The sequence below is a fragment of the Paenibacillus sp. oral taxon 786 str. D14 genome, assembly GCF_000159955.1.
Lineage (GTDB): Bacteria > Bacillota > Bacilli > Paenibacillales > Paenibacillaceae > Fontibacillus > Fontibacillus phoenicis.
The window spans coordinates 295,657-318,377 of the sequence record NZ_GG695973.1 but is presented as its reverse complement, the minus strand read 5'-3'; the positions used below and the strand labels follow the sequence as shown (position 1 = coordinate 318,377).

Below are 22,721 nucleotides of genomic sequence, written 5' to 3'. Positions count from 1 at the left end.
ATGAGGGAGGAATGGGGATGATGCGGGGGTTTTTGAAGGACTATGGCATCTACCTCGCCTGGCTGGTTGCGATGGTCGCGACGGCGGGCAGCTTATATCTAAGCGAAGTGCTGCATTATGAGCCGTGCCGGCTGTGCTGGTTCCAGCGGATCTTCATGTACCCGCAGGTCATCTTGCTGGGGATCGCCGCGTATAAGAACGACCGTCAGATCATTCCATACGTGCTTCCGCTCAGCATCATCGGCGGCATGATCTCCATTTATCATTACAGCGAGCAAAAAATCCCGGCGTTAGCCAAGCTGCTTCCCTGCAAAATTGGCGTACCTTGCAACGTCGATTACTTAGGCCAAGGCTGGCTCGGATTTATTACGATTCCGTTCATGGCGCTAGTTGCCTTCGTGCTGATCGTCTTGTTCTTATTGGCCGCTCGCGAGGGCAAAGAAGTTGAGGAACAATAATACCTGCAATATTTCCCTCCCTCGTGATGGCAACTTTTTTGAGGTTCGGCCCGTCTGTATATGCGGGGGTGTTCGAAGTGAACAACAAGAATGTACTAAAAACGAAATGGAAGAAGACCACCGGCTGGCTGGGGATGATCCTGCTGGTGCTCTCGCTGACCGCGTGCTTCGGGAACAGTTCCGAGCCTGGGATGAATGCAAGCGGTGAAACGAACGGGAACCAGACGGATACAGACAACAACGTGCCGGATGACGCCGCAGCCGAAACGAAGCAGGGGACGGCTCCTGCCACAGAGTCGACGGACTCCGGTGCAACATCGGAGCTGCCGGCTGAGAAATCGATCGAGGTTGAGCTGGAAGGCATGAAAGAGACGCGAACCGCCACTTTGCAGAGGGGCGAGGGCTACGCTTTTTATATGTTCGACATCTTCTCCTTTGATGCCAAAACCAACAAGTTAATGATGAATTACGACTCAGACTTTCATGTGGTCATTACCAAGCTGCCTGCCGACTACAACATCGAGGAGCTGGCGAAGTCGGCCAAAAGCGAGATGTCTAAAATCGGTAAAGTCGAGCAGCGTACCGGCGACCAGCTCTACGAAACGATGCGAGATGCCGAGCTGTTCTTGATCGCCCAAGGCAAGGGGCTGACCCAGCAGTATATCGTCAAGAACATAGGCGGGCAAGGATTTGCCTTTCTGCTGAATTCGCCGCATGGCGAAGCATCGGAAGGCTTTGGCCCGCTGGCGTTCGCGTCCATCAACACCGTTGTGGCAACGAATTAACACGAACTAAAGCTAAACCGTCCGCGCAGGGCTTCTGCAGCGGGCGTTTTTTTTACCTCCTCATGACATATATCGCTTGCGGAACTCGCGGGGAGAGCAGCCATTTTTGAAGGCAAACCGGTTCGAGAAATAGGGAGTGCTGTTGAAGCCAACGTAAGAAGCAATATCCGCAATCGGCCACTCCGTGGTGAGCAGCAGCAGCTTAGCTTGCTCTAACCGGTAATGCAGCAAGTAATCGTTGGGCGTCATGCCATACACCTGCTTCATGCAGCGCGTGATGTAGTTATAGTGGTAATGCAGCGCATCGGCCATCTGCCCGCTGTTGAGCTCCGAACGGAAATTGCTTTTGATGTAGGCTTCAGCCTTTTCCGCAACGGTCACTACCGGGGAGGCATGTGATTCTAACTGCCGGAGATCCATCGCACGAAGCAGCTCCTCGAACCGCTGCTGCCGGTTCCAAAACGCCCGGGATTGACGTTCCCCTAGGCTCTCCAGCAGCTGCCGGAACAAGCGGAACGTCTGGTCGGGAGAGGGGAGGTCCCACGCTTTCGGCAGATGCAGGGAATATGGCGAAGCCAGGAAACGGCTGTAATGCTCGTCCGCGTCCGGATAGAGGTGATCGGCTTCCTCTGCCGGAAGCTGCTGCCAGGCACAGACCGTATGAAAATGCAGCCAGTAAAACGACGTAGGCTCTTCGCACGGCTTCACCGCGTAATGGTGCCGATCGGGCAACAGCAGCAGCGATTGGCCGGCCCCCAGACTCCAGGATTGCCCCGCCTCCCCGAGGTATAACGTGCCAGATTCCACGACGATCCAATCAAAAATACCGATATTCCGCCGGTTGGGATGTTCGTCTCCGGGCTGATATACGGTATGTCCGCATTCCAAAAAATAGGGCAAGGGCGGCGCCGTCAGCTGCACCAGGTCGGTTGGTTTCGGCAAGGCACTCTCCTCCGTTTCGAATGTGAAATATTATAACTTTGAGGTTGATAGAATTCGTATTTCGTTCTAAATATATGAGATAAAATGAGATTTGTCAGTATGATTTTTTGAAAAAAGGAGGAGGCTTTGCGATGAAGCTAGCCGGGCAAATGCCGCGTTCCGAGCGGGTTGCGCTGAATCGAGTGAACATCCGCGACGAATTTTGGAGTTACTATATCCGTTTAGTGAAGGATGTGGTTGTCCCTTATCAATGGGAGGCATTAAACGATCGGGTGGAAGGAGCCGAACCTAGCGGCGCTGTACGCAATTTTCAAATTGCCGCAGGGCAAGTTCAGGGTGAATATTACGGGCTGGTGTTCCAGGACAGCGATTTGGCGAAATGGCTGGAAGCGGCAGCTTATATTTTGGAAGCGGATCCAAATCCGGAGCTGGCGGCGATCGCCGACGGATTAATTGACACAATGGCCTTGGCGCAGCGGGAAGACGGGTATTTGAACACGTATTATATCCTGAAGGAGCCGGGCAAGCGCTGGACGAATTTGACGGAATGCCATGAGCTGTATTGCGCGGGACATTTAATCGAAGCGGGAGTCGCCTATTATCGGGCCACAGGCAAAAGAAAGCTGCTCGACGTGGTCATCAAGTTCGCGGATTACATCGACAGCGTGTTTGGCAGGGAGCCCGGCAAGTTGCCGGGGTACGACGGCCATCAGGAAATCGAGCTGGCGCTCGTCAAGCTGTACGAGGTGACCGGACAGGAGCGATATTTGCGTCTAAGCCAATATTTCCTTGAGCAACGGGGGCAGAAGCCTTCCTTCTTCGAGGAAGAACTCAAGCGGCGGGGAGGTCAAACGCACTGGGCGGGGCATGCAGATCACGTTGACCTCACTTACCATCAGGCGCATCTGCCGGTACGGGAGCAGGAGACAGCGGTGGGCCATGCTGTGCGGCTGCTGTATATGTTGACCGGGATGGCCGATGTTGCGGCGTTAACCGGTGACGAGTCGATGCTGGCCGCCTGCCGCAAGCTATGGGACAACATTGTCGGCAAGCAGATGTATATTACCGGCGGGGTGGGCTCCATGCCGCAGGGCGAGGCGTTTTCGTTTGATTACGACCTGCCAAATGACACGGTGTATTCGGAGACTTGCGCTTCCATCGGGTTGATCTTCTTCGCCCAGCGGATGCTGCGGATTTCGCCGGACTCGAGATACGCCAATGTGATGGAGCGGGCTTTATACAACACGGTTGTCGGTGGAATGGCCCGGGACGGCAAGCATTTCTTCTATGTGAATCCGCTGGAAGTCGACCCGAAGGCTTGCGGGGGCGCCAATCATAAGTTTGACCATATAAAAACGGTTCGTCAGGAATGGTTCGGCTGCGCCTGCTGTCCGCCGAACATCGCCCGGCTGCTGGCATCGCTTGGCGAATACATCTATACAGTGCAAGGCGATACGGTATATGCTCATCTCTATATCGGCGGGGAAGCCGAATTGCAAACGAGCGGCGGCAAGGTGAAGCTGACGCAAACGACCAATTACCCTTGGGGTGGAAACGTGCGGTTTGAGGTGCAGCCGGAGGGAGAAGGCCGCTTTACACTGGCGTTGCGGCTGCCGGATTGGTGCCCGGAAGCGAGTCTCCAGGTGAACGGAGAAGTGGTGGAACTGGAGGGAGCTTTGCTTCAGGACGGCTACATCCGGCTGGCGCGGCAATGGTGTGCAGGGGATGTTGTGGAGCTGAAACTGGCGATGCCGGTGACACGTATGTACAGCCATCCTCTCGTACGTGGAAACGCCGGCAAGGTGGCGCTGCAGCGCGGCCCGCTCGTCTATTGCCTGGAGCAGGCCGACAACGGCGCGAACCTGCATGAGCTGGTGTTGCCGCGGGAGGCCGAGCTTCACGCGGAATACGAAGCCGAACTTCTTGGCGGCATCGTTACCGTGCGGACCGAGGCGGTCCGCATCACCGGGCCGGACTGGGACGGCGGGTTGTACAGCGCGTCCCCGCGTCTGACGGAGCAACCGGCAGCGCTTAAGTTCATCCCGTATTACGCCTGGGCCAATCGCGGCGAAGGGGAAATGATGGTTTGGGTGCGCGAGCGCTAAATGTTTGCTTGCGATGGACCGGCATGGGTTGTAGAAGGGTATCAGCTCACTGAACGTTCCACAGCCGGGTTCGCACGTAAACGGCCAGGACGATCAGATTCCATATCGCGCAGGTGATAAAGATCACGCTTGTGCCCCACCAGGCGATGACCCAACCGGAAGCGTAGACGGCGATAGGCATGCCGATCCGGAAGCAGGTCCCGGTAATTCCGGCGATTCGTCCCATCAGCGGCGCCGGCGTCTGCTCTTGGCGGAAGGCGTACACCGACACGCTGTACAAGGTCGCGGCAAATCCGGATAGGAAAAGGGCGACTGCAAACATCACGAGGCCATCGCTAAGAAACAGAAGGAGATAAGCGATGACGTTCAGCAAGATGGATGCGCCAAACACCTTGCCCAGGCCCCAGGATTGTCTTAACCGACTGAGCAGCAAGCTTCCGGCAAGACCTCCGGCACCTGAAGCCGAGAGTACAATGGCTAGCAGGGAGGAGGACAATCCCAGATCGTCCTTGGCGTAGTAGATCGATGTCGTACTGATCACCGTGTACGTACAGTTTAGAAACACGACGAACACGGTCATCAACACGAGCGGCTTGTTCACGCAAAAGGCGCGCCAGCCCTCCAGAAACTCCGCGGCGAATCGGGATTGCCGCGGGGTTTCTTTTTTCTCCGCCAATTTTAGTCTAGTAAATAACCCCATGCATATCAGGTAACAGAACGACGTGATGAGCAATCCATCGGAGATGTCGGATAACATCAGGATCAGACCGGACAACGCTGGCCCCATAATGCCAACAAACGTTTCGGCAAAGCTCAGCTTGGCATTGGCGCTTGTCAGTTCCCGGACCGGAACACTCAGCTTGATAAGACTGACTTCGGCATTAAAATATCCATAATTCAGCGTCATCAGCAGGAAGCCGATGGCGTAATAGACCGGCAGCAGATGAATCCCGCTTCGGAACAAGACGGCAAAGGCAAGGAGCAGCATCGCCTGCAGCCCGATCATCCAGAGGATCCAGCGTTTTTTGTTGACGCGGTCAACTAAGACGCCGATGAAGATGGCGAAGAAGAAGTTGGGCAGCAGCTCCGCGGTTTTCATACTGCTCATGGCCACAGAGGAATGGGTAATGTCGTACATCATCAGCGGAAGGATGATTTCATAGAGCTTCCCCCCGAAGCTTAACAGCACGACGCTTGTCAAAATGATCGCAAACGAGCGGCGATAGCCGAGGTTTGGTGCAGTAGTGGGGCTTTTTTCAGCAGATAGGAGTATGGCCGTGTTAGGTTCCTCTGACGCCTCTGGGACGGCCGGGCTAACGTTAACGGATGCTTTCTGAGCGGTGTTTATGGCGAGATCGGTTTTCATGTCTAGTTGCCTCCAAGACTTGAGCTTAAAGGATGTTCCGCGAACTTCGGTGAACTTTGGCGTGCTTCGACGTACCTTCCGAATTCTTACGCGTAAGGTTATTGTAACGTGCGGCCGTTCTGCTAAAAACGGTAGAAATCGGGGAAACCATTTCATCTTTTTTCAGGAGGCAGCGTGCTGCGGCAATCAGGCCCAAAAGCTGTGACAAGAGCCTAACCCCCCGCATATGATACCAAAGATTATTATATTGGCAAAGGAGAGGGCGGCTCTTGAAGAGACATAAATCAACAAAATCAAGTAGACCAAAGAAATCGCTCTATTACGTAGATAACCCGAATATCAACGAGCTTAAGCTGCTTGAGGAACGAAAGGCATCGTTGCGATCCCGAGACAAGAAGGTTGAGCTTCATGAAAGCCCAGCTCCCGTACTGCCCGCGCTGCCGGAACAAGAGAAAGAGGCCGCGACGGCATCACCCGGAGCAGATCCGGAGCATGGAAACGTTGACGGAAACCAGGCGCTGCAGGAACTGCTGAGTGAAAAAACCGCGCCGCACCAAGAACGGGGCATTATTTATACCGACGATCTCATCGATGAGGCCGTCACCGGGGAGAAAATTGCGCCGTATACGATCGATGCTTCGCGGATCATGCGGGGGACGATCGACACCGCTTGGATCGCCGATTACGCCGTGGAGAACATCAAGCTGGCCGATCGGGCGGTGACCTCCTCCAAAATCGCTCCTTCCTCCGTGAACGGCAGCCACTTGGTTGACGGTTCGATCGAAGGCTGGGCGATCCGGGATCATTCCATCGGCGGAGAGAAGCTGGTTGACGGCAGCATCACCCCGGAGAAGCTGGCGGATCGGGTGATCACCGGGGAGAAGCTGGCAGAAGGGGCGGTGGAGAGCCGGCATCTGTCGGAATGGATCGTAACGTCCGAGCTCTTGCAGGACCAAGCTGTAACGGGGGATAAAATCCGCAGCGGTGCCGTAAATGCGCAGCATTTGGCCAACGGAGCGGTCGACACCTCTAAGCTGGGAGAGGCCTCTGTGACAACATCGAAGCTGCGCGATCACTCCGTAACGGGAGAGAAGCTGGCGGAACGGGCGGTGGAAAGCCGCCATCTGGCGGATCACAGCATTACTTCGCGGCATTTGGCACCCGGTATGATCGACCGGGAACTGCTGGCTTGGTCCAGTGTCGGCGCGGAGCAGCTGCAGGAAGGGAGCGTTACTTCCGCTCATTTAGGTGAAATGGTGATTGAATCCCACCATCTTGCGTCAGGAGCCGTGGGCAGCGAACATGTTCAGCCTGGCAGTATTGGTCAGGAGCATATCGCTGACAAGGTCATCCAGGCGCGGCATCTTGCCGATAAATCGATCCCCTCCACGAAGCTGGCCGACCAGTCTGTGGGCACCTCGCATATCATCGAGCAGGCGGTAACCTCGTCCAAGATCGCCGATCAAAGCGTGCTGCCGGGGAAAATCGCGGACGAAGCTGTATTGACCCGGCACTTGGCCAAAGGGGCCGTGCAATCGCCGCAGCTTGCGCGGGGAGCGGTTACCGGCAAGCACCTGTCCGAAGGGGCGGTGCAAAGCAGTCACCTTGCTTCGGAAGCGGTGCAGGGATGGCATCTGGCCGATGCGGCGGTCACCCGGCAGAAGCTGGCGTCCGCCGAGGTGACCGCGGAGCACCTGGCGGATGGAGCGGTTGCGACGAATCATCTGCAGCCAGGCAGCGTCACGGCCGACAAACTGGCTAAAGACAGTGTGACGAGCCGCGCGATCGCTCCGGCCGCGGTGACGGAGTCCGCCATCGGTGCACAGCAAATCACGGCCGACCATTTGGGATCGGGTATCGTGCAGACCCGGCATTTGGCGACGGGCTCCGTCACCCGCGGCCAGATCGCACCCGGTGCGATTCGGGAGGAGCACCTGGGGGTTGGCGTCATCTTCTCGCCGCATCTCCAGGATCATGCGGTCACCAGCTTGAAGCTGTCGCCGGAAAGCGTGACAACGGATAAGCTGGGGGATCTGGCGGTCACGGTTGCGAAGCTGGCGAACAGCAGCGTGACCGGTCCGAAACTGGCGGCGCAAGCCGTGGACGCCGGGCATTTGGCCCCCGGTGCCGTCGGGTCGGAAGCTCTGTCCGCTGGCGCGGTTGGAGCCGATCATCTGGCCGCTGGGGCTGTACAGAGCAAGCATTTGGCCGAAGGCAGTGTAACGGGACGCCACCTGGGCGACGCAGCCGTGGGCTCCCGCCATATTGCCGCCGAAGCCATCGAAGCCGGACATCTGTCTGCCGAGTTGCGGCAGAGCGGGTTACTTCCCGAGGCGGGGATCCGCGGTAAGGATCTGCAGGCGGGCGCCATCACCAGCCTGCACCTGCAAGCCGGTGCGGTTGATACGGACGCGTTAGGTGAGCAGGCGGTTGGCAGCTCCCATCTTCAGGAGGGGGCGGTGCAAAGCGGTCACCTGGCGGAGGCGTCTGTCCAAAGCCGGCATTTGGCTGAAGGGGCGATCCAAAGCGAGCATTTGGCCAAAGGCAGCGTGACTGACCGCCACCTCGGAGTCTCGGTGATCGGATCTTACCACATCGCTCCGGAATCGATCAGCGCTGCCCACATGATCCCTGCCTTGCGCCAAAGCGGGCTGCTGCCTGTCGCCGGGATCGACGGGGAGGCTCTGCAGCCGGGAGCTATCGCCAGCCAGCACCTGCAGGCAGGCGCAGTTGGCTCCAAAGCGCTGGGTGAGCAGGCGGTTGGCAGCTCCCATCTTCAGGCAGGTGCGGTGCAAAGCGGCCATCTGGCGAAGGCGTCCGTCCAAAGCCAGCACCTGGCCAAAGGCGCGGTGCAAAGCGAGCATTTAGCCGAGGGGAGCGTGGAGTCACGGCACCTTGGAAAGGCGGTGGTGGAAGGCACCTATATCGCTCCCGAAGCCGTAAATTACGGGCACTTGTCCGCAGAGCTCCAGCAGCAGGGTCTGTTGCCGGCCGAAGGGATCAGTGGGGATGACTTGCAGGCCGGGTCGATTACCAGCCGGCATCTGCAAGCTGGTGCGGTGAACGCTACAGCGCTGGGTGAGCAGGCGGTTGGCAGCGGCCACTTACAGAGCGGTTCCGTGTTGAATCGCCATCTGGCAGATGGGTCCATTCAAAGCCGGAACTTGATCGCAGGCGCGGTGCAAAGCGAGCATTTAGCCGAGGGGAGCGTGGAGTCCCGGCACCTTGGGGAGGCCGTGGTGGAAGGCACCCATATCGCTCCCGAAGCCGTGAATCACGGACACTTGTCTGCCGAACTGCAGCAACAGGGTCTGTTGCCGGCCGAAGGGATCAGCGGGGATGATTTGCAGGCCGGGTCGATTACCAACCGGCATTTGCAAGCCGGTGCGGTAAATGCCATAGCCCTAGGCGAGCAAGCGGTGGGCAGCGGTCATCTGAAGGCAGGTTCCGTGTTGAACCGCCACCTGGCAGATGGGTCCGTCCAAAGCCGGAATCTAGCTGAAGGCGCCGTGCAAAGCGGGCATTTGGCCGAAGGCAGCATCACTTCCCAGCATCTTGGGGAGGCCGTGGTTGACAGCTCGCATCTTGCCCCCGAAGCTGTGAATGCCTGGCATTTATCGGCTGAGCTGCAGCAGCATGGTCTGTTGCCTGCAGAAGGCATCAGCGGGGAGGATCTGAAGCCGTCGTCCATCACCAGCCGTCATCTGCAACCCGGCGCGGTTGGCTCCGAAGCGCTGAGCGAGCAAGCGGTGGGTAGTGGTCATCTGCAAGCCGGTTCCGTGCAAGGCGTGCACTTGGCAGAGGGGACGGTCCAAGGCTTCCACTTGGATCATGGAGCAGTCCAAGGTGAGCATTTGGCGGAAGGCGTTGTGTCGGAACGCCATCTGGGCGAAGCGGTTGTAGGCACTCGCCATCTGCAGGAAGGCGTGGTGCACAGCGAGCAATTGGCAAATGCCGCCGTTCAAAGCCATCACCTGGCCGAGGACGCCGTGCAAAGTGCGAACTTGGCAGCAGAAAGCGTGGAGTCCCGGCATTTAAGCGATGCTGCGGTGAATGCCCACCATATCGCTCTCGAAGCCGTCAATATTTGGCATCTGTCCACCGAGATTCAGCAACACGGTTTGCTGCCTGAGGAAGGGATCGGCGGCGAAGACATCCAGCCTTCTTCCATCGGCCGGGGGCATCTGCAACCCGGTGCAGTGGATGCAGGGGCTTTGGCTGTAGGCGCGGTTGGGGCGGAACATTTGCAGCCAGCGTCGGTAGAGAACGCCCATTTGGCGCCAAATGCGGTCGACAGCGCTATACTAGCGGATGAGGCCGTTGGGACTCGCCACTTGCAGCCGGGCTCCGTTGGAGTGGAGCAGCTCAACTTTGCTCCGGTAACCACGCTGGCAGGCCAGCCGGCGGAGATGCAATTTGGCATGGTTCCGTTCCTGCTGAAGCCTCATGAGGAGGAGGCGACGGTTAAAATCAAATTTGAATCGCCGTTTGCTTCGTCCAACTACGTTGTCGTTGCGATGACCAATCACCCTGCGTATTATACTTCGCTGAAGGAGCAATCGCCTGGCTCGGCTGTCATCACGATATCCAAGCTGAAGGACACTAGCGTCAACTACGGAATCGTAACGTGGATGGCGATTGGCAACACGCAGTAACGTCTTCTAAAACACAATAGAGTCAGCTAGAATACTCGCTTGTATAACAGCCGTCGGGAGCCATCCCGGCGGCTGTTTTCTTCAGCTAAGCCATAACAAAGTGACATATCTTTCAGGCTATGTGATTTTGCGTACAGCGTTTTTGCGTCAAATTACCTAGTATTTAATGGGAACCGATCCAACTAATTTTTTTCACAGGTTATGTGAAATTCTTCACATTAATTCAGAGTCGGGTCGGTTCAAGGGATAGACATCGTGCAAGAGGGAGGGGCGCGATTGCTTGGAGAGCGTTATATCGGAATCGTGATCTGAGCACAGTCGAAAATTCAACAAGAACATGCCATGAACGGCGAGCAGGTGATGTAGCTTTACGTAACTCGGTGAAAATCACAAGGGAGAGGATTGCATTTGAAAAAGCTGATTAGCCTTACAGTAAGCGCGACGTTGGTGTTATCGTCCTTGTCGCTTACGGTTGGGACGTCCGGTTTCAAGCTGACCAGCATTGACGTGGTGTCTGCCGCATCGGAATCGGAAACGCCAACCAAAGAAACAACACCTAGCAAAACCACAACACCAAGCAAGACAACGACACCAAGCAAGACAACTACGCCAAGCAAGTCGACGACGAACAAAACTACTACAAAAACAACCACAAAAACTACGACCAAAACAACTACAAAAACGACAACAGCTCCTGTAAAGACAACAACGAAAACAACTCCGGCAAAAACTTCGGCGGTCAAACCTGCGGAAAGTCCGTATGTTGACGGCGTATATGTGGCCTACGGCAACGCTTATTCCAAAGGGACCGAAGGGGCCAAAGTTACGATCAAGGACGGAAAAATCGCCGCGATTGAGCTGCTCAGAACAAGCCCTAAGCTGATCGACAGAGACGTTCGCAACAACTATAGCGGCCTCTGGAACGCTTACGAAACGATGAAAGCGGACCTGCTTGGCAAAACGCAGGAGCAGGCCGCCAAAGTGGACGTTGTGTCCGGAGCGACCCGTTCCAGCGAGGGCTGGAAGCTGTCCGTTGACCGTGCCTTCCAAAGAGCTTTGAAAGAGAAGCCAAAGGGTGTCACTTATTTTGCCGGCGAGCATATGGGTGTCGATCCGGAAGGCAAATACATGGTGTTTGCGACCTTCGATGCAACGAAGCGTACAGCTGTCAAAGTATATCCGCTTGACGCCAGCGGCAATGCCATCGAAGAAGCAAATATGACCAGCGAGCAAGCGGCATTGGTGAAAGCGATCGCAGCCGAGCTGTTGGCGAAAGGTACCGGCGCCGTTGGTTCTAAAGGCCAGGAGGCTGAGTACAAAGCCGCTGTGAACGCATATTGGGACGCGGAGCAAAATGCCAAGGTAAACAACGATTCGAAATATATTGATGGATTCTACTCCGCCTACGGTTCTGCCCGCGATAAAGGGGTTGAGAGAGCCGACGTCTACATCCGCAACGGCAAGCTGGTTGATGTGAAGCTGTACAGATTGGGTTCCAACCTGATTGACCGCGGCGACACGGCCTATGCCGAAGTGGTCAAAGCAAATGCGCCGATGACGGCCAAACTGCTCGCGAACGGCTCGTACATCGAGAACTTCAAGGATGACGTTGATGCGATTGCCGGCGCCACCGAGAGCAGCCATAGCTGGAACCTCGCTGTAGAACGCGCTTTCGAGAAGGCGCTGAAGGTTCCGGGGAAAGCGAAGTATTTTGAAGGAACGTTTGCCGGTGTCGACAACCTGTCCAGATTGCTGGTTTTGGCTGACATTAAAGCAGACCACGTTTCGAACGTAAAAGTCTTCCTGTTTGATGATGCCGGTAAGCTGATCGCTTCCGACAAGCTGACGGATGAGCAACAAACCGTTGTCGCTCAGTTAACCGAAGGCTTGACTCAAAAAGGCGCGAACATGACGCCGATCGTAGGTCAAGAAAACCTGTCCCTCGCCGCCAGAGCGGCGTTCGCTGACCTGCTGAACAACGCGTCGAAAACGCAAGGCAATTATAAAGACGGCACGTACACGACCTACGGCGACGCTTACGACAAAGGGACGAACCGCGCCGATGTCACGCTGCGCAACGGCGTTATCGTTGGCCTGAAGCTGTATCGCGTCGGTGTGAATATGGTGGACCGCGGCGCTTCGGCTTACGCTGAAGTCGTTAGAGCGATCCCGATCCTGACCCGCGATCTGCTGTTTGCCGGAACGAGAGAGCAAGCGGCTCAAATGGATGTTGTAACTGGGGCGACCAGCAGCAGTACCGCATTGAAAACGGCCGTCGAAAATGCTTATAAGAAAGCGGAAATCAGCGAGACTTACAAAACGGCTTATATCAACGGGATTTTCGCCGGTATTAACAAGGACAAATCCGTTTACGTGATGGTGACGGTGCAAAACAACATTCCGTTCAAAATGGAAGTCTTCTATTTGGATGAGAACGGCAAAATCAAGACTGAAGACCAATTAACCGCCGACGAGAAAGCCGTCAAGGCGGAAATCGAAACGCCAACTGCCGAAGGTTCCCTGCATAAATACGGGTATCGTCCGGCAGCGTTTGGCGAAACCGAAGGCGTAAAAGCGGTTTCCGCACAAGTCATTGAGGCCGTCAAGGACGCGCTTGAGAACGCCGGAAGATAAGCATTGATTTGAAATGAAAAGGACGCTGGCCCTGTGAGATTCACGGGGAGGCGTTCTTTTCTTGTTCTTAGAAGGGCGGGCAGGCGGGGATGAAAAGACGCTGAGGTTTTGGCTGTCCCATAGTATAATGGGTCTATCATGGGTTTGGAGGAATTATGGGTGACGCAAATTAATCAATTACGAAACCAGGATGAATTTATTGGCTTTTATTTGCTGAAGGAGCTAGAGATCAAGCAGACGAACGCGAATCCGCCCAAAGACTATTTAGATATCGTATTGTGCGATTCCACCGGGGAAATCCCGGCCAAATTTTGGGATGCCTCGCCAACGGACAAGGAAACGTTTTTCCCGATGAGGCTCGTGAAGGTGCGGGGAATCGTGCAAACCTACCGTGAGAAGCTGCAGGTGAAAATCTTGCAGATGCGGTTGGCCAAGCCGGAAGACGGCGTGAGGCTCACGGATTTTATCCGCTCTGCGCCCATTTCGTCGGAAGCGCTGATCCATACGATCCAGGCCGTCATCAACGATATTGCCGATCCGGATATTCAGGCGATCGTTCGCTTTTGCGTCGGTAAGGTGGAGGAGAAGCTGGCCCATTATCCCGCGGCCAAAACGCATCATCACGCTTATTTCGGCGGCTTGGCCTACCATATGGTACGGATGCTGGAAATCGGTGATTTTCTATGTGCGCAGCGCGCGTTCTTGAACCCGGACCTGCTGAAGGCGGGCATCATTTTGCACGATATTGCCAAGCCGGAAGAAATGGTGGCTGAACTCGGCATCGTGTCCGAGTATAGTACGCCCGGCAAGCTGCTTGGGCATATTTCGATGGCGTCGCAGTGGGTGACCGAAGCGGCCATTCGCCTGGGCATCGCGCTGGATTCGCCGAAGGTGCTCGCCCTGCAGCATTTGGTGTTGTCCCACCACAACTTGGGGGAATGGGGCAGCCCGGTGCAGCCGCAGACGCCGGAGGCCGTCGCCCTCCACCATATCGATGCGCTGGACGCCAAGCTGCAGATGGTAGAGGACGCGCTGGCTACGACGCCGGAATCCGAAGCGTGGACGCCGTTGATCCGGGGCTTGGAGAACAAGGGGATCTACCGGTTGAAATGGTAGGGTAGGCAGGACGCATTGAGAGTTTATGGTTCACTGCCTTCTGCGGTCGATAGGCATCGATGATTTTCAGGCGGTAGCCTTGGCTTTCTAAGTCGTCGTTGACTTTTTTCAAAGCGCGGGCTGCGCGCAGGGTTAGGATGGCAAATGGGCCGTTGTATCCGTCGATGCGCTCCCCGATGAAATTATCGCCGGTATAATAGCGGAGATCGTATACGGCGTTTGGGATCACTTCGTCGTGGTAAATCCTATCATAACAAAGGAGGAGATTTGATGCGTATCGGAGCGATTGAGGCCGGAGGAACGAAGTTTGTTTGCGGTGTCGGAAATGAGCACGGAGCCATCGAGGACGAGGTCAGCTTCCCAACCGAGCTGCCGGAGCCAACGTTAGAACGGGTGATTGCTTATTTTCGCGATAAACATGTTGAAGCGATTGGCGTCGGCTCGTTTGGTCCGCTGGATTTGAATCCACACAGCGCCACTTACGGGCATGTCACGACAACGCCGAAGCCGGGATGGAACGGATATGATGTGCTTGGCAAATTAAAATCGGCTTTTGATGTTCCCTATGGCTGGGATACAGACGTGAACGCCGCCGCCTTGGGCGAGGCAAAGTGGGGTGCCGCTCAGGGGCTGGACAGCTGCGTGTATTATACGGTGGGGACCGGGATCGGTGTCGGGGTCTTGGCCGAAGGTAAGCTTGTCCATGGATTGATTCATCCGGAAGGCGGACATGTTCTGCCGCGGCGGCATCCGGAGGACGACTTCCCCGGTCTATGCCCGTATCACGGAGACTGTCTAGAGGGCATGGCTGCGGGGCCAAGTCTTGAAGCGCGTTGGAAGGTAAAAGGGCAAGAGCTGGCACCGGACCATCCTGCCTGGGCCATCGAAGCCTACTATTTAGCACAGGCGGTGACCGGGTCCATCCTCATGCTCTCACCGCAAAAAGTGATCATGGGCGGCGGCGTGATGCAGCAACCGCAGCTGTTCCCGATGATTCGCAAGGAAGTTCAGCGGAACCTGGCCGGATATTTGAACGCGCCAGCCATTTTAAGCGGGATTGATGATTATATTGTCCCGCCGGGATTAGGGAATCAGGCTGGGCTTTGCGGCGCCCTCGCCCTGGGGTTGGAGGCCTTGGCTCGCTCCAACTGAAGCTTGGGGTTCTGCGAACCTTTTCAAGCATGGTTCGACATTAGCGATATATCATGATATATTATAATATATATCATGTCCTTGTGTGAGGGAACGTGGGAGGAACGTCATGAGTGAAACCACCTCGTCAAAACCGATGTACGAGAAGATTTTCGATGATGTAAAGCAGAAAATCCTAGATCATAGTTATAAACCGGGAGACCGGATTCCATCGGAGAAGGAGCTGGCCGAGGAATATCAGGTTAGCCGGATTACGAGCAAGCGAGCTTTAGAAATGCTGGCTGCCGAGGGGATTATCGTTCGGAAGCCGGGACGCGGCTCGTTTGTGACGGACCCCGAAGCCGAGGGCACAGGCGCGGAGGAACAGGCGAATGGCCGATTGGACGGAATCTATAGTGGGAACAGAACGGACAAGGAGGCTGCCGGAAAGCTGATCGGCGTTGTGCTGACGGATTTTGCCGGCAGCTACGGAACGCGGCTGATCTATGGGATGGAGGATGCTGCGCGGGAGCAGGATTGTTTTCTTGTCCTGAAGCGGACGTTTGGGGTTCAGGAGAACGAGGAAGCGACGATACGCAAGCTGCTGCAGCTTGGCGTCGACGGATTGATCGTATTTCCGGCACAGGGGGAGTATTTCAACGCGGAAATCCTCAAGCTGGTGATCGAACGCTTCCCGCTGGTGCTGATCGACCGGGAGCTGAAGGGCGTGGCGGCGGCATCCATCATTACCGACAATGTGAAGGCGGCGCAGGAGGCGACGGAGCATTTGTTTGACCTCGGACACGCCCGCATTTCGCTGTTATCTCCGCCGCCCATCGATACGTCGGCCGTCGAGGAACGGATCGAAGGGTTTGTGCAGGCGCATGCCGGCCGCGGTATCGCTGTAGAGCGGGAGCTGTGGATCAGCGATTTGACGTCGACGCTGCCGAACTCTTTTTACGATGACAATATTGAACGGGACATTCAAAAAATCATGCGCCATCTCGAGGCCCATCCTACGATTTCGGCCTTCTTCGCCATCGAGTACAACATCGCGCTGCTGGCTAAAGCGGCGGTGACCCGGCTTGGCCTGCGCATTCCTGAGGACGTGTCGATCATCTGCTTCGACAGCCCGCAGTTCCGCATCGGCGAGGGCTACGCCTTCACCCATATGCGTCAAAGTGAAGAAGATATGGGCAAGCTGGCCGTGGAAAACGTGCTGGCCCTGATGGAGAACCGGCCGGTAGCGAACAAAATCAAGCTGCCCGCGGTGCTCGTCCCCGGGGAGTCCACCGGACCCGCAAGGGAGGAGCGGGAGCGTAAGTAGCGCAGGGCTTGCTCCCTGGGTGAGTAGCGTAAGGCTTACCTCCTAGGGGGGGCCTAGTAGCTTAAGGCGCACTTCCAAGGTGGAGCGCGAGTAGTGTTAGGCTCACCCTCTGGGTGGGGACGCAAGCAGTAGTGTTTAGTGTCACCCCCTCTGGGGGAACTACAGTAGCATAAGGACACCCCCCTAGGCGAAGTGCTAGAAGGCTTACCCGCTGGGTGGATCGCAAATACCCTACGGTGGATTCAAGTTGCCCCGCCTCAACTCATACATGCCGAAGCTCAACTGCAAAAGTGCAGTTCAACTTCGGCATTTTTTCGTTTTTACCGGCCTTGGAATATAAAAGTGCAGTTAGTTTAAGGTGATTTAGTGGAAAAGGGAGAATTAGGCGGATTTTAACTGTACTTTTACAGTTGAAGGGTCCCAAAGCGACGCTTTCTCTAAAATCAACTGTACTTTTACATTTAGGCGCCACTTTTGGTGGTGCGGTCATTTACGGCAGGATGTTGTCTTCCGTTTACGGACCTTTCTAATTACGGACTTTCTCGATCAAGGCCCTTCCCCATTAATGACATTTCTACAGGAAAGCCATTTTTGTACTCTCCAAATGTTGAAGGGGGTCATTTGGCATACCTTTATATACCAACCAACATCGATATTTTTGCTTATTGACATAATGATATGATACCAATATACTATCCTTATTGAAAGCGCTTTAATTACTATGTTATTCGAAATGAAAAGGGGAGGTTTACAAATGAAAAAGTGGGTGTTCGTGATGCTGGTGACCGTCCTGTTTGGTGCGATGCTGGCTGCTTGTGGAGGGGGCGGTAACGGCGGCAGTGCTGGAAACGGCGGCGGCAGCGGGGGTAGTGGTGACACCGGAGGTGGCGGCAATACCGAGAAAGTGAAGCTGACGTTCTGGGGCGACTGGGGCGGCGAAGGGCAGAAGCAGTTTGAGACGATGGTTGACGCCTTCAACAAGTCGCAGGACAAGATCGAAGTCAAATACGTGCTTCAGCAGGATATGGTCACGAAATTCCTGACGGCTGCGACGAGCGGCGGTGCGCCGGATATTTTGTTCTGGGACCGCTGGAGAACCTCGCTGTACGCTCCGAAAAACGTGCTTCGCCCCATTGACGACTATATGGAGCGCGACGGGGTGAATAAAGAAGATTTTTACGAGGAGTCCTTAAAGGAACTGACCAATAACGATAAATTGTACGGTCTGCCGTTAACAGTGGATGCCCGCGCGTTGTTCTACAACAAGAAGATGTTTGCCGATGCAGGGCTGGAGGCGCCAACGACGTGGGACGAATTGGAGCAGGCAGCCAAGACGCTGACGAAATGGAACGGCAGCAAGCTTGAAACCGCAGGCTTCTCCATGGCCGATCCGGGGCTGTTTAACATGTATCTGCAGCAAGCCGGCGGGCAAATGCTCAGCGAGGATGGCAAGACCAACTTCAACAATGAAAAAGGCAAACAGGTTCTGGAGTTTTGGCAACGCTTGCTGAACGAGGACAAAGTTTATAAGGTCGGCTTCGAACAAGGGCTTGGCGAAGGTACCGACGCGTTTGTTACAGGGAAAGTGGCTATGCTGTACACCGGACCTTGGATGATGAGCACCTACAACAAATATGGCAAGGATCTGGAATACGGCATCGTACCGCCGCCGGCAGGTCCGAATGGCGATAAAGGCAGTGTGATGGGCGGCTTCGGGCTTGTCATCCCGCAAGGCTCCAAGCACCCGGATGAGGCGTGGGAGTTCATCAAATGGTGGACGGCGAACAAGGACAACGCTTTGCTGTGGGCAAAAACGAGCTTGAACCTGCCAGGCTTTAAACCGGCGCTTGAGGATCCGTTCTTTAGTGAAGATCCATTGTGGAAGCCGTTTACGGAAACGTTGGAATTTGCAAAGACGCGTCCGACACATCCGGGATACTCCGTCATGGAGGAGAACGCGCTGATTCCGAATCTGCAACTGCTGCTTCAGAACAAGCAATCGATCGACGAGACGCTGAAAAAAGCCCAAGAGCAAGGCGACAAACTGCTTGCGGAAAATGCGGTCGTGAAGTAAAAACCGGCCTCTGAAAGGGGAACAAAGAATGGCATCCGTCAATAAGCTCGAACGGCATCAGGCCCGAATGGCCTATCTGTTCATTACACCAACTATGTTGCTATTTGCCGTATTCATGGTCATCCCCGTCGTGATGGCCCTGTACCTCAGCTTCACCAACTATGACGTGCTGAGCAGCAACGATTGGGTTGGGCTGGACAATTACCGCCGCCTGATCGACGATGCGCTGCTTTGGCAGACCTTTTTAAACGTGTTCTATTACGCGATCGTTTTTGTACCGCTGAATTTGTTGATCTCCTTGCTGTTTGCGATGCTGCTTAACAAAAAGATACGCGGGGTCAAGCTGTTCCGCACGTTTTATTACCTGCCGACCTTGACCTCGGCCGTCGCGGCGGCCACCGTATGGATCTGGATGCTGCATCCCGAATACGGGATGATTAACGGACTGCTCGCATACCTTGGCATCACCGGCCCGGCTTGGGTGTCGCAAACGGAGACGGCCATGCTGTCGATCATCGTCATGACGCTTTGGCAGTCGGTTGGCTCCAACATGATCATCTATTTGGCCGGCCTTCAAGGCGTGCCGGACTATCTGTACGAATCGGCCCGGCTGGACGGGGCGTCGCGGTTTGCCTGCTTCCGCTACATCACTTGGCCGCAGCTTCGCCCAACGACGTTCCTGGTCAGTGTCATGTCCATCATCGGCGCCTTGCAGCTGTTTGACCAGGCGTTTGTCTTAACGCAGGGCGGACCGGCGAACGTCACCAAAACTCCGGTCTACCTGATCTATCAGCAGGGCTTTAACCAATTGCAGATGGGGTATGCCTCGGCGCAGGCGTTTGTGCTGGCGATGGTGATCCTAGTATTTTCAATCATCAGCATGAAAATCACCAAAGCGGAGGAGCCGATCGTATGACAAATCCAGAGACGATAAAAACGGGCGTCGGTACCCGGCGTCCACAAATCGGTGTACCCATGCAGAAGCGATTAGCGAATGTACTGTTTTATACGGTTGGCAGCATCATCGCGGTCATTATGTTTTTGCCCTTTTATTGGAGCGTGCTGACCTCGTTTAAACAAGACGAAGACATGTTCACCCTGCCGATTAAATGGTTTACGGCGAACCTGACGTTCGAGCATTATTACAACGCGTTTACGACCGTGCCTTTTGGTCTTTATTTCTGGAATTCCTTTATTCTTGCGGCGGCCGGGGTGTTATGTAACTTGTTCTTCGGTTCGCTGAGCGGTTATGCGTTTGCCAAGCTGAAATTTCGGATGAACCAGCCATTCTTTCGCATTCTGCTGGTCTCCATGATGGTGCCGGGGATCGTGACAATGATCCCCAGCGTCTACGTGCTGCGCCATATCCCGCTGGCAGGCGGCAATGACCTGTTCGGCAGCGGAGGGTACGGGCTGATGAACTCGTTTTGGGGCATTATTTTGCCGGGGGCTTCCGGGACGTTTGCGGTCTTTTTCATGCGGCAGTTCTTTCTGACCCTGCCCAATGACATGATGGAGATGGCGCGGATCGAAGGCTGCGGCGAATTCAAAATCTTCTGGCGCATTTACTTGCCGCTGACCAAGCCGGCGCTGGCGACGCTCGGAATCTTTACGTTCCAGGCCGGTTGGAACGGCTTCCTCTGGCCGATGATCGTCCTGAACGATCCGGCGAAGGCGACGATTCAGATGGGGCTGCAGGCTTTTTCGTACAACTATCAGACGGATTATGGGCCGATGATGGCGGGGGCGCTGGTGGCCATTCTGCCGATCCTGGTGCTGTTCCTGCTGCTGCAGCGGTATTTTATTCAGGGGATCGCGTTTAGTGGAATCAAGGGATAGGACAGAGGGGAGAGCTCATATGACGACGACCATGAAAGAGACGGAAATCCGGCAGCAACGGGCCGACCTGGCTCAGACGGCATTGGATGCATTATTCTGGAACGAAAAAATTCGGATGTACAATATTCAAACGCCCTGTGAAAATGGAACCTGCAATGAGATTTTCCATTATTGGTGGATGGCGCATGCGGTGGATGTACTAGTTGACGGACTGCGGCGCACAGGGGAGCGGCGGTATGTCCAGCGGCTGGAGCAGCTGTATGATGGTCTGCTTCAGCGTAACGGCGGCGCTTGGCCCAATGAGCTGTACGACGATATGGAGTGGATGGCGCTCGCTTGGCTGCGCGCCTATCAGACCACAGGTGAACCGCGTTACAAGGAGGTCTCCCAGCTGCTGTGGCAGGACATCCAAACCGGATGGAACGAGCAAATGGGCGGCGGGATCGCCTGGCAGAAATCGCAGCTGGACTATAAAAACACCCCGGCCAACGCCCCTGCCATCATCCTGGCGGCCCGGTTGTACCAAGCGTTTGGCGATCCGGACGATTGGGCTTGGGCGCAGCGGATCTATGAGTGGCAGGCGGCGAACCTGATCGACCCGGTCACCGGCCTGGTGTGGGATGGGATGAACCGTACCGGGGATGGCACCATCGACAAGGATTGGCGGTTTACGTATTGCCAAGGCGTCTTTATTGGAGCTTCGGTGGAGATGTACCGGGTAAGCGGTGATGCGGCTTACTTGGAGGCGGCGCTTCGCACGTTTCGCGTCGTCCTTCAGGAGTTCACCTCCAGCGAGACCGGCCTGCTGCCGGAGGAAGGGGATGGCGATGCCGGACTGTTCAAAGGCATCCTGATCCGCTACTTGGTGCAGTTGGCACAAGCGGCTCCAGACCATCCCGAGATTGCTGAGTACGTCGCCCTTCAGGCGGAACGCGCCTGGAGCCGGCTGGCCGCTCCGCAGCAACCGCGGTTCGGCACGGATTGGAGCTGTGGTCCAGCACCGGAGGGGGCCGTGTCCCTCAGCTCGCAGCTAAGCGGCGTGATGCTGATGGAGGCGGCGGCAGCGCTTGAAACGGGTGCGGATCAGGCGGCCTCGGAGCTAACGCCGGATGCTGCGCCCCAAGGGGAGATGCCGTGATGGATCGCCGCGAGCTAGGCTGGGCCCAACTGGCGGACCGCATGCACCGCGACCTGTTCGACTGCTACGGGAATGAGCAGACCGGCATCCTGGACCAGTGGTATCCGCGTACGGCGGGCCGGGCCGGCGAAAATTTCTACTACTGGTGGCAAGCCCATGTCCTCGACGTGCTGGTGGATGCTTACGAGCGGACCGGCAACCCGGCGCTGCCCGATCGGATGAGGCAGTTCTGCCGCAGTCTGGAGCGTTATAACGGCGGGACGTTCACGCATAATTATTACGACGACATGGAGTGGACGGCGCTGGCGCTGCTGCGGGCTTACCGGGCGACCGGTGAGGCGTGGTATGAGGAGAAGGTCCAAGAGCTGTGGGCGGACATCCAAACGGCTTGGAATGAGCATTGCGGCGGGGGGATGGCGTGGAAGAAGGATCAACTGGATTACAAAAATACCCCAGCCAATGCGCCTGCTGCGATTCTTGCCGCCCAGCTTTACGGCTTGTTCGGTCGGCCTGACGATCTCGCTTGGGCCAAACGGATATACGATTGGAACAAAGCGCATCTGGTTGACCCTGCGACCGGCTTTGTTTGGGATGGCATGAACCGCACTGGGGACGGAACAATCGACAAGGACTGGCGGTTCACCTATTGCCAGGGCGTCTTTATTGGCGCGGGAGCGGAATTATACTTCTACACCGGCGAATCAGCCTACTTGGAGGATGCAAGGCGCACCGCAGCCGCCTGCTTCGAGGAGCTGTGCGAGCCTGATATTTGCCTGCTTCCCGCGGAAGGCATCGACGATACCGGGTTATTCAAAGGCATCCTCATTCGCTACCTCGACCGTCTCTTGGAGATCGACCCAGAGTGTCCACGCGTGCGGGAGGTTATTTTCGCCAATGCGGAGACCCTTCGATCCAGCGGGCTGCTTGAGAACCTGGCGCTGTGCGGCCCTTCTTGGAAGGAGCCGCCGACCTTGCCGGTTCAGCTCAGCGTCCAGTTGAGCGGCTTGATGCTGCTGGAAGCGGCGGCAAGGCTGGAGGCGCGAAAGTGAGGAACATGTCATACAGAACCGCCGGAAGCGAACGTACGGCATAACGAGCATAACGAGCATAACGAGCACAATAAGCACAACGACTACGAGACAACACGGAGG

Annotated in this window: 16 protein-coding genes; 13 read left to right on the top strand and 3 right to left on the bottom strand. The window is 55.9% G+C overall.

What is annotated here, in order from left to right; all coding sequences use genetic code 11:
• The first annotated feature begins 11 nt into the window (after positions 1-11).
• On the top strand, positions 12-458 hold the full coding sequence (locus tag POTG_RS08165; RefSeq protein ID WP_009224356.1) for a disulfide oxidoreductase: 447 nt from the start codon (positions 12-14) through the stop codon (positions 456-458).
• Positions 459-535: 77 nt separating this feature from the next.
• Complete coding sequence (locus POTG_RS08160) at positions 536-1,243, top strand: hypothetical protein (protein ID WP_050769720.1); 708 nt, start codon at positions 536-538, stop codon at positions 1,241-1,243.
• Between the two features lie 60 nt (positions 1,244-1,303).
• Here POTG_RS08160 and POTG_RS08155 read toward each other — a convergent pair whose 3' ends face one another.
• Positions 1,304-2,185 (bottom strand): AraC family transcriptional regulator, encoded by an 882-nt coding sequence (locus POTG_RS08155; protein ID WP_009224354.1) that lies wholly within the window; start codon positions 2,183-2,185, stop codon positions 1,304-1,306.
• A 131-nt stretch (positions 2,186-2,316) separates the two neighbouring features.
• Here POTG_RS08155 and POTG_RS08150 point away from each other — a divergent pair, with 131 nt between their 5' ends.
• The gene (locus POTG_RS08150; protein ID WP_036644700.1) at positions 2,317-4,290 is read left to right on the top strand and encodes a glycoside hydrolase family 127 protein; all 1,974 of its coding nucleotides are present in this window, start codon (positions 2,317-2,319) and stop codon (positions 4,288-4,290) included.
• Between the two features lie 46 nt (positions 4,291-4,336).
• Here the strand turns inward: POTG_RS08150 and POTG_RS08145 are convergent, their stop codons facing one another.
• A complete protein-coding gene (locus POTG_RS08145; protein WP_050769719.1) occupies positions 4,337-5,656 on the bottom strand; it encodes an MFS transporter in 1,320 nt (439 codons plus the stop codon).
• A 269-nt stretch (positions 5,657-5,925) separates the two neighbouring features.
• Here POTG_RS08145 and POTG_RS08140 point away from each other — a divergent pair, with 269 nt between their 5' ends.
• From POTG_RS08140 to POTG_RS08130, 3 genes are all read left to right on the top strand, one after another.
• Positions 5,926-10,311, top strand: coding sequence for a WIAG-tail domain (locus POTG_RS08140; protein ID WP_009224351.1), 4,386 nt, complete (start codon positions 5,926-5,928; stop codon positions 10,309-10,311).
• Positions 10,312-10,719: 408 nt separating this feature from the next.
• Positions 10,720-12,945: an FMN-binding protein gene (locus POTG_RS08135; RefSeq protein WP_157273360.1), complete on the top strand. Its 2,226-nt coding sequence runs from the start codon at positions 10,720-10,722 to the stop codon at positions 12,943-12,945.
• Positions 12,946-13,104: 159 nt separating this feature from the next.
• Entirely contained in the window at positions 13,105-14,061 is a 957-nt protein-coding gene (locus POTG_RS08130) for a 3'-5' exoribonuclease YhaM family protein (RefSeq protein WP_009224349.1), read from the top strand.
• Here the strand turns inward: POTG_RS08130 and POTG_RS25345 are convergent.
• Complete coding sequence (locus POTG_RS25345; protein ID WP_198136175.1) at positions 13,982-14,290, bottom strand: M15 family metallopeptidase; 309 nt, start codon at positions 14,288-14,290, stop codon at positions 13,982-13,984. The genes POTG_RS08130 and POTG_RS25345 overlap by 80 nt on opposite strands.
• Positions 14,291-14,331: 41 nt before the next feature.
• Here POTG_RS25345 and POTG_RS08125 point away from each other — a divergent pair, with 41 nt between their 5' ends.
• The 7 genes from POTG_RS08125 (at position 14,332) to POTG_RS24260 (ending at position 22,619) form a co-directional block, all read left to right on the top strand.
• Positions 14,332-15,213 (top strand): ROK family protein, encoded by an 882-nt coding sequence (locus POTG_RS08125; RefSeq protein WP_036644698.1) that lies wholly within the window; start codon positions 14,332-14,334, stop codon positions 15,211-15,213.
• Between the two features lie 109 nt (positions 15,214-15,322).
• Positions 15,323-16,519, top strand: a complete 1,197-nt coding sequence (locus tag POTG_RS08120) for a GntR family transcriptional regulator (protein WP_009224347.1) — start codon at positions 15,323-15,325, stop codon at positions 16,517-16,519.
• A gap of 754 nt (positions 16,520-17,273) precedes the next feature.
• Positions 17,274-18,593, top strand: a complete 1,320-nt coding sequence (locus POTG_RS08115; RefSeq protein WP_009224346.1) for an ABC transporter substrate-binding protein — start codon at positions 17,274-17,276, stop codon at positions 18,591-18,593.
• Positions 18,594-18,621: 28 nt separating this feature from the next.
• Positions 18,622-19,509 (top strand): carbohydrate ABC transporter permease, encoded by an 888-nt coding sequence (locus tag POTG_RS08110; protein ID WP_036644696.1) that lies wholly within the window; start codon positions 18,622-18,624, stop codon positions 19,507-19,509.
• Positions 19,506-20,432: a carbohydrate ABC transporter permease gene (locus tag POTG_RS08105; protein WP_009224344.1), complete on the top strand. Its 927-nt coding sequence runs from the start codon at positions 19,506-19,508 to the stop codon at positions 20,430-20,432. The genes POTG_RS08110 and POTG_RS08105 overlap by 4 nt, the downstream gene beginning before the upstream one ends.
• 19 nt (positions 20,433-20,451) lie before the next feature.
• Positions 20,452-21,570: a glycoside hydrolase family 76 protein gene (locus POTG_RS24265; RefSeq protein WP_232282252.1), complete on the top strand. Its 1,119-nt coding sequence runs from the start codon at positions 20,452-20,454 to the stop codon at positions 21,568-21,570.
• Positions 21,570-22,619, top strand: a complete 1,050-nt coding sequence (locus POTG_RS24260) for a glycoside hydrolase family 76 protein (RefSeq protein ID WP_198136174.1) — start codon at positions 21,570-21,572, stop codon at positions 22,617-22,619. The genes POTG_RS24265 and POTG_RS24260 overlap by 1 nt, the downstream gene beginning before the upstream one ends.
• Positions 22,620-22,721: the final 102 nt, after the last annotated feature.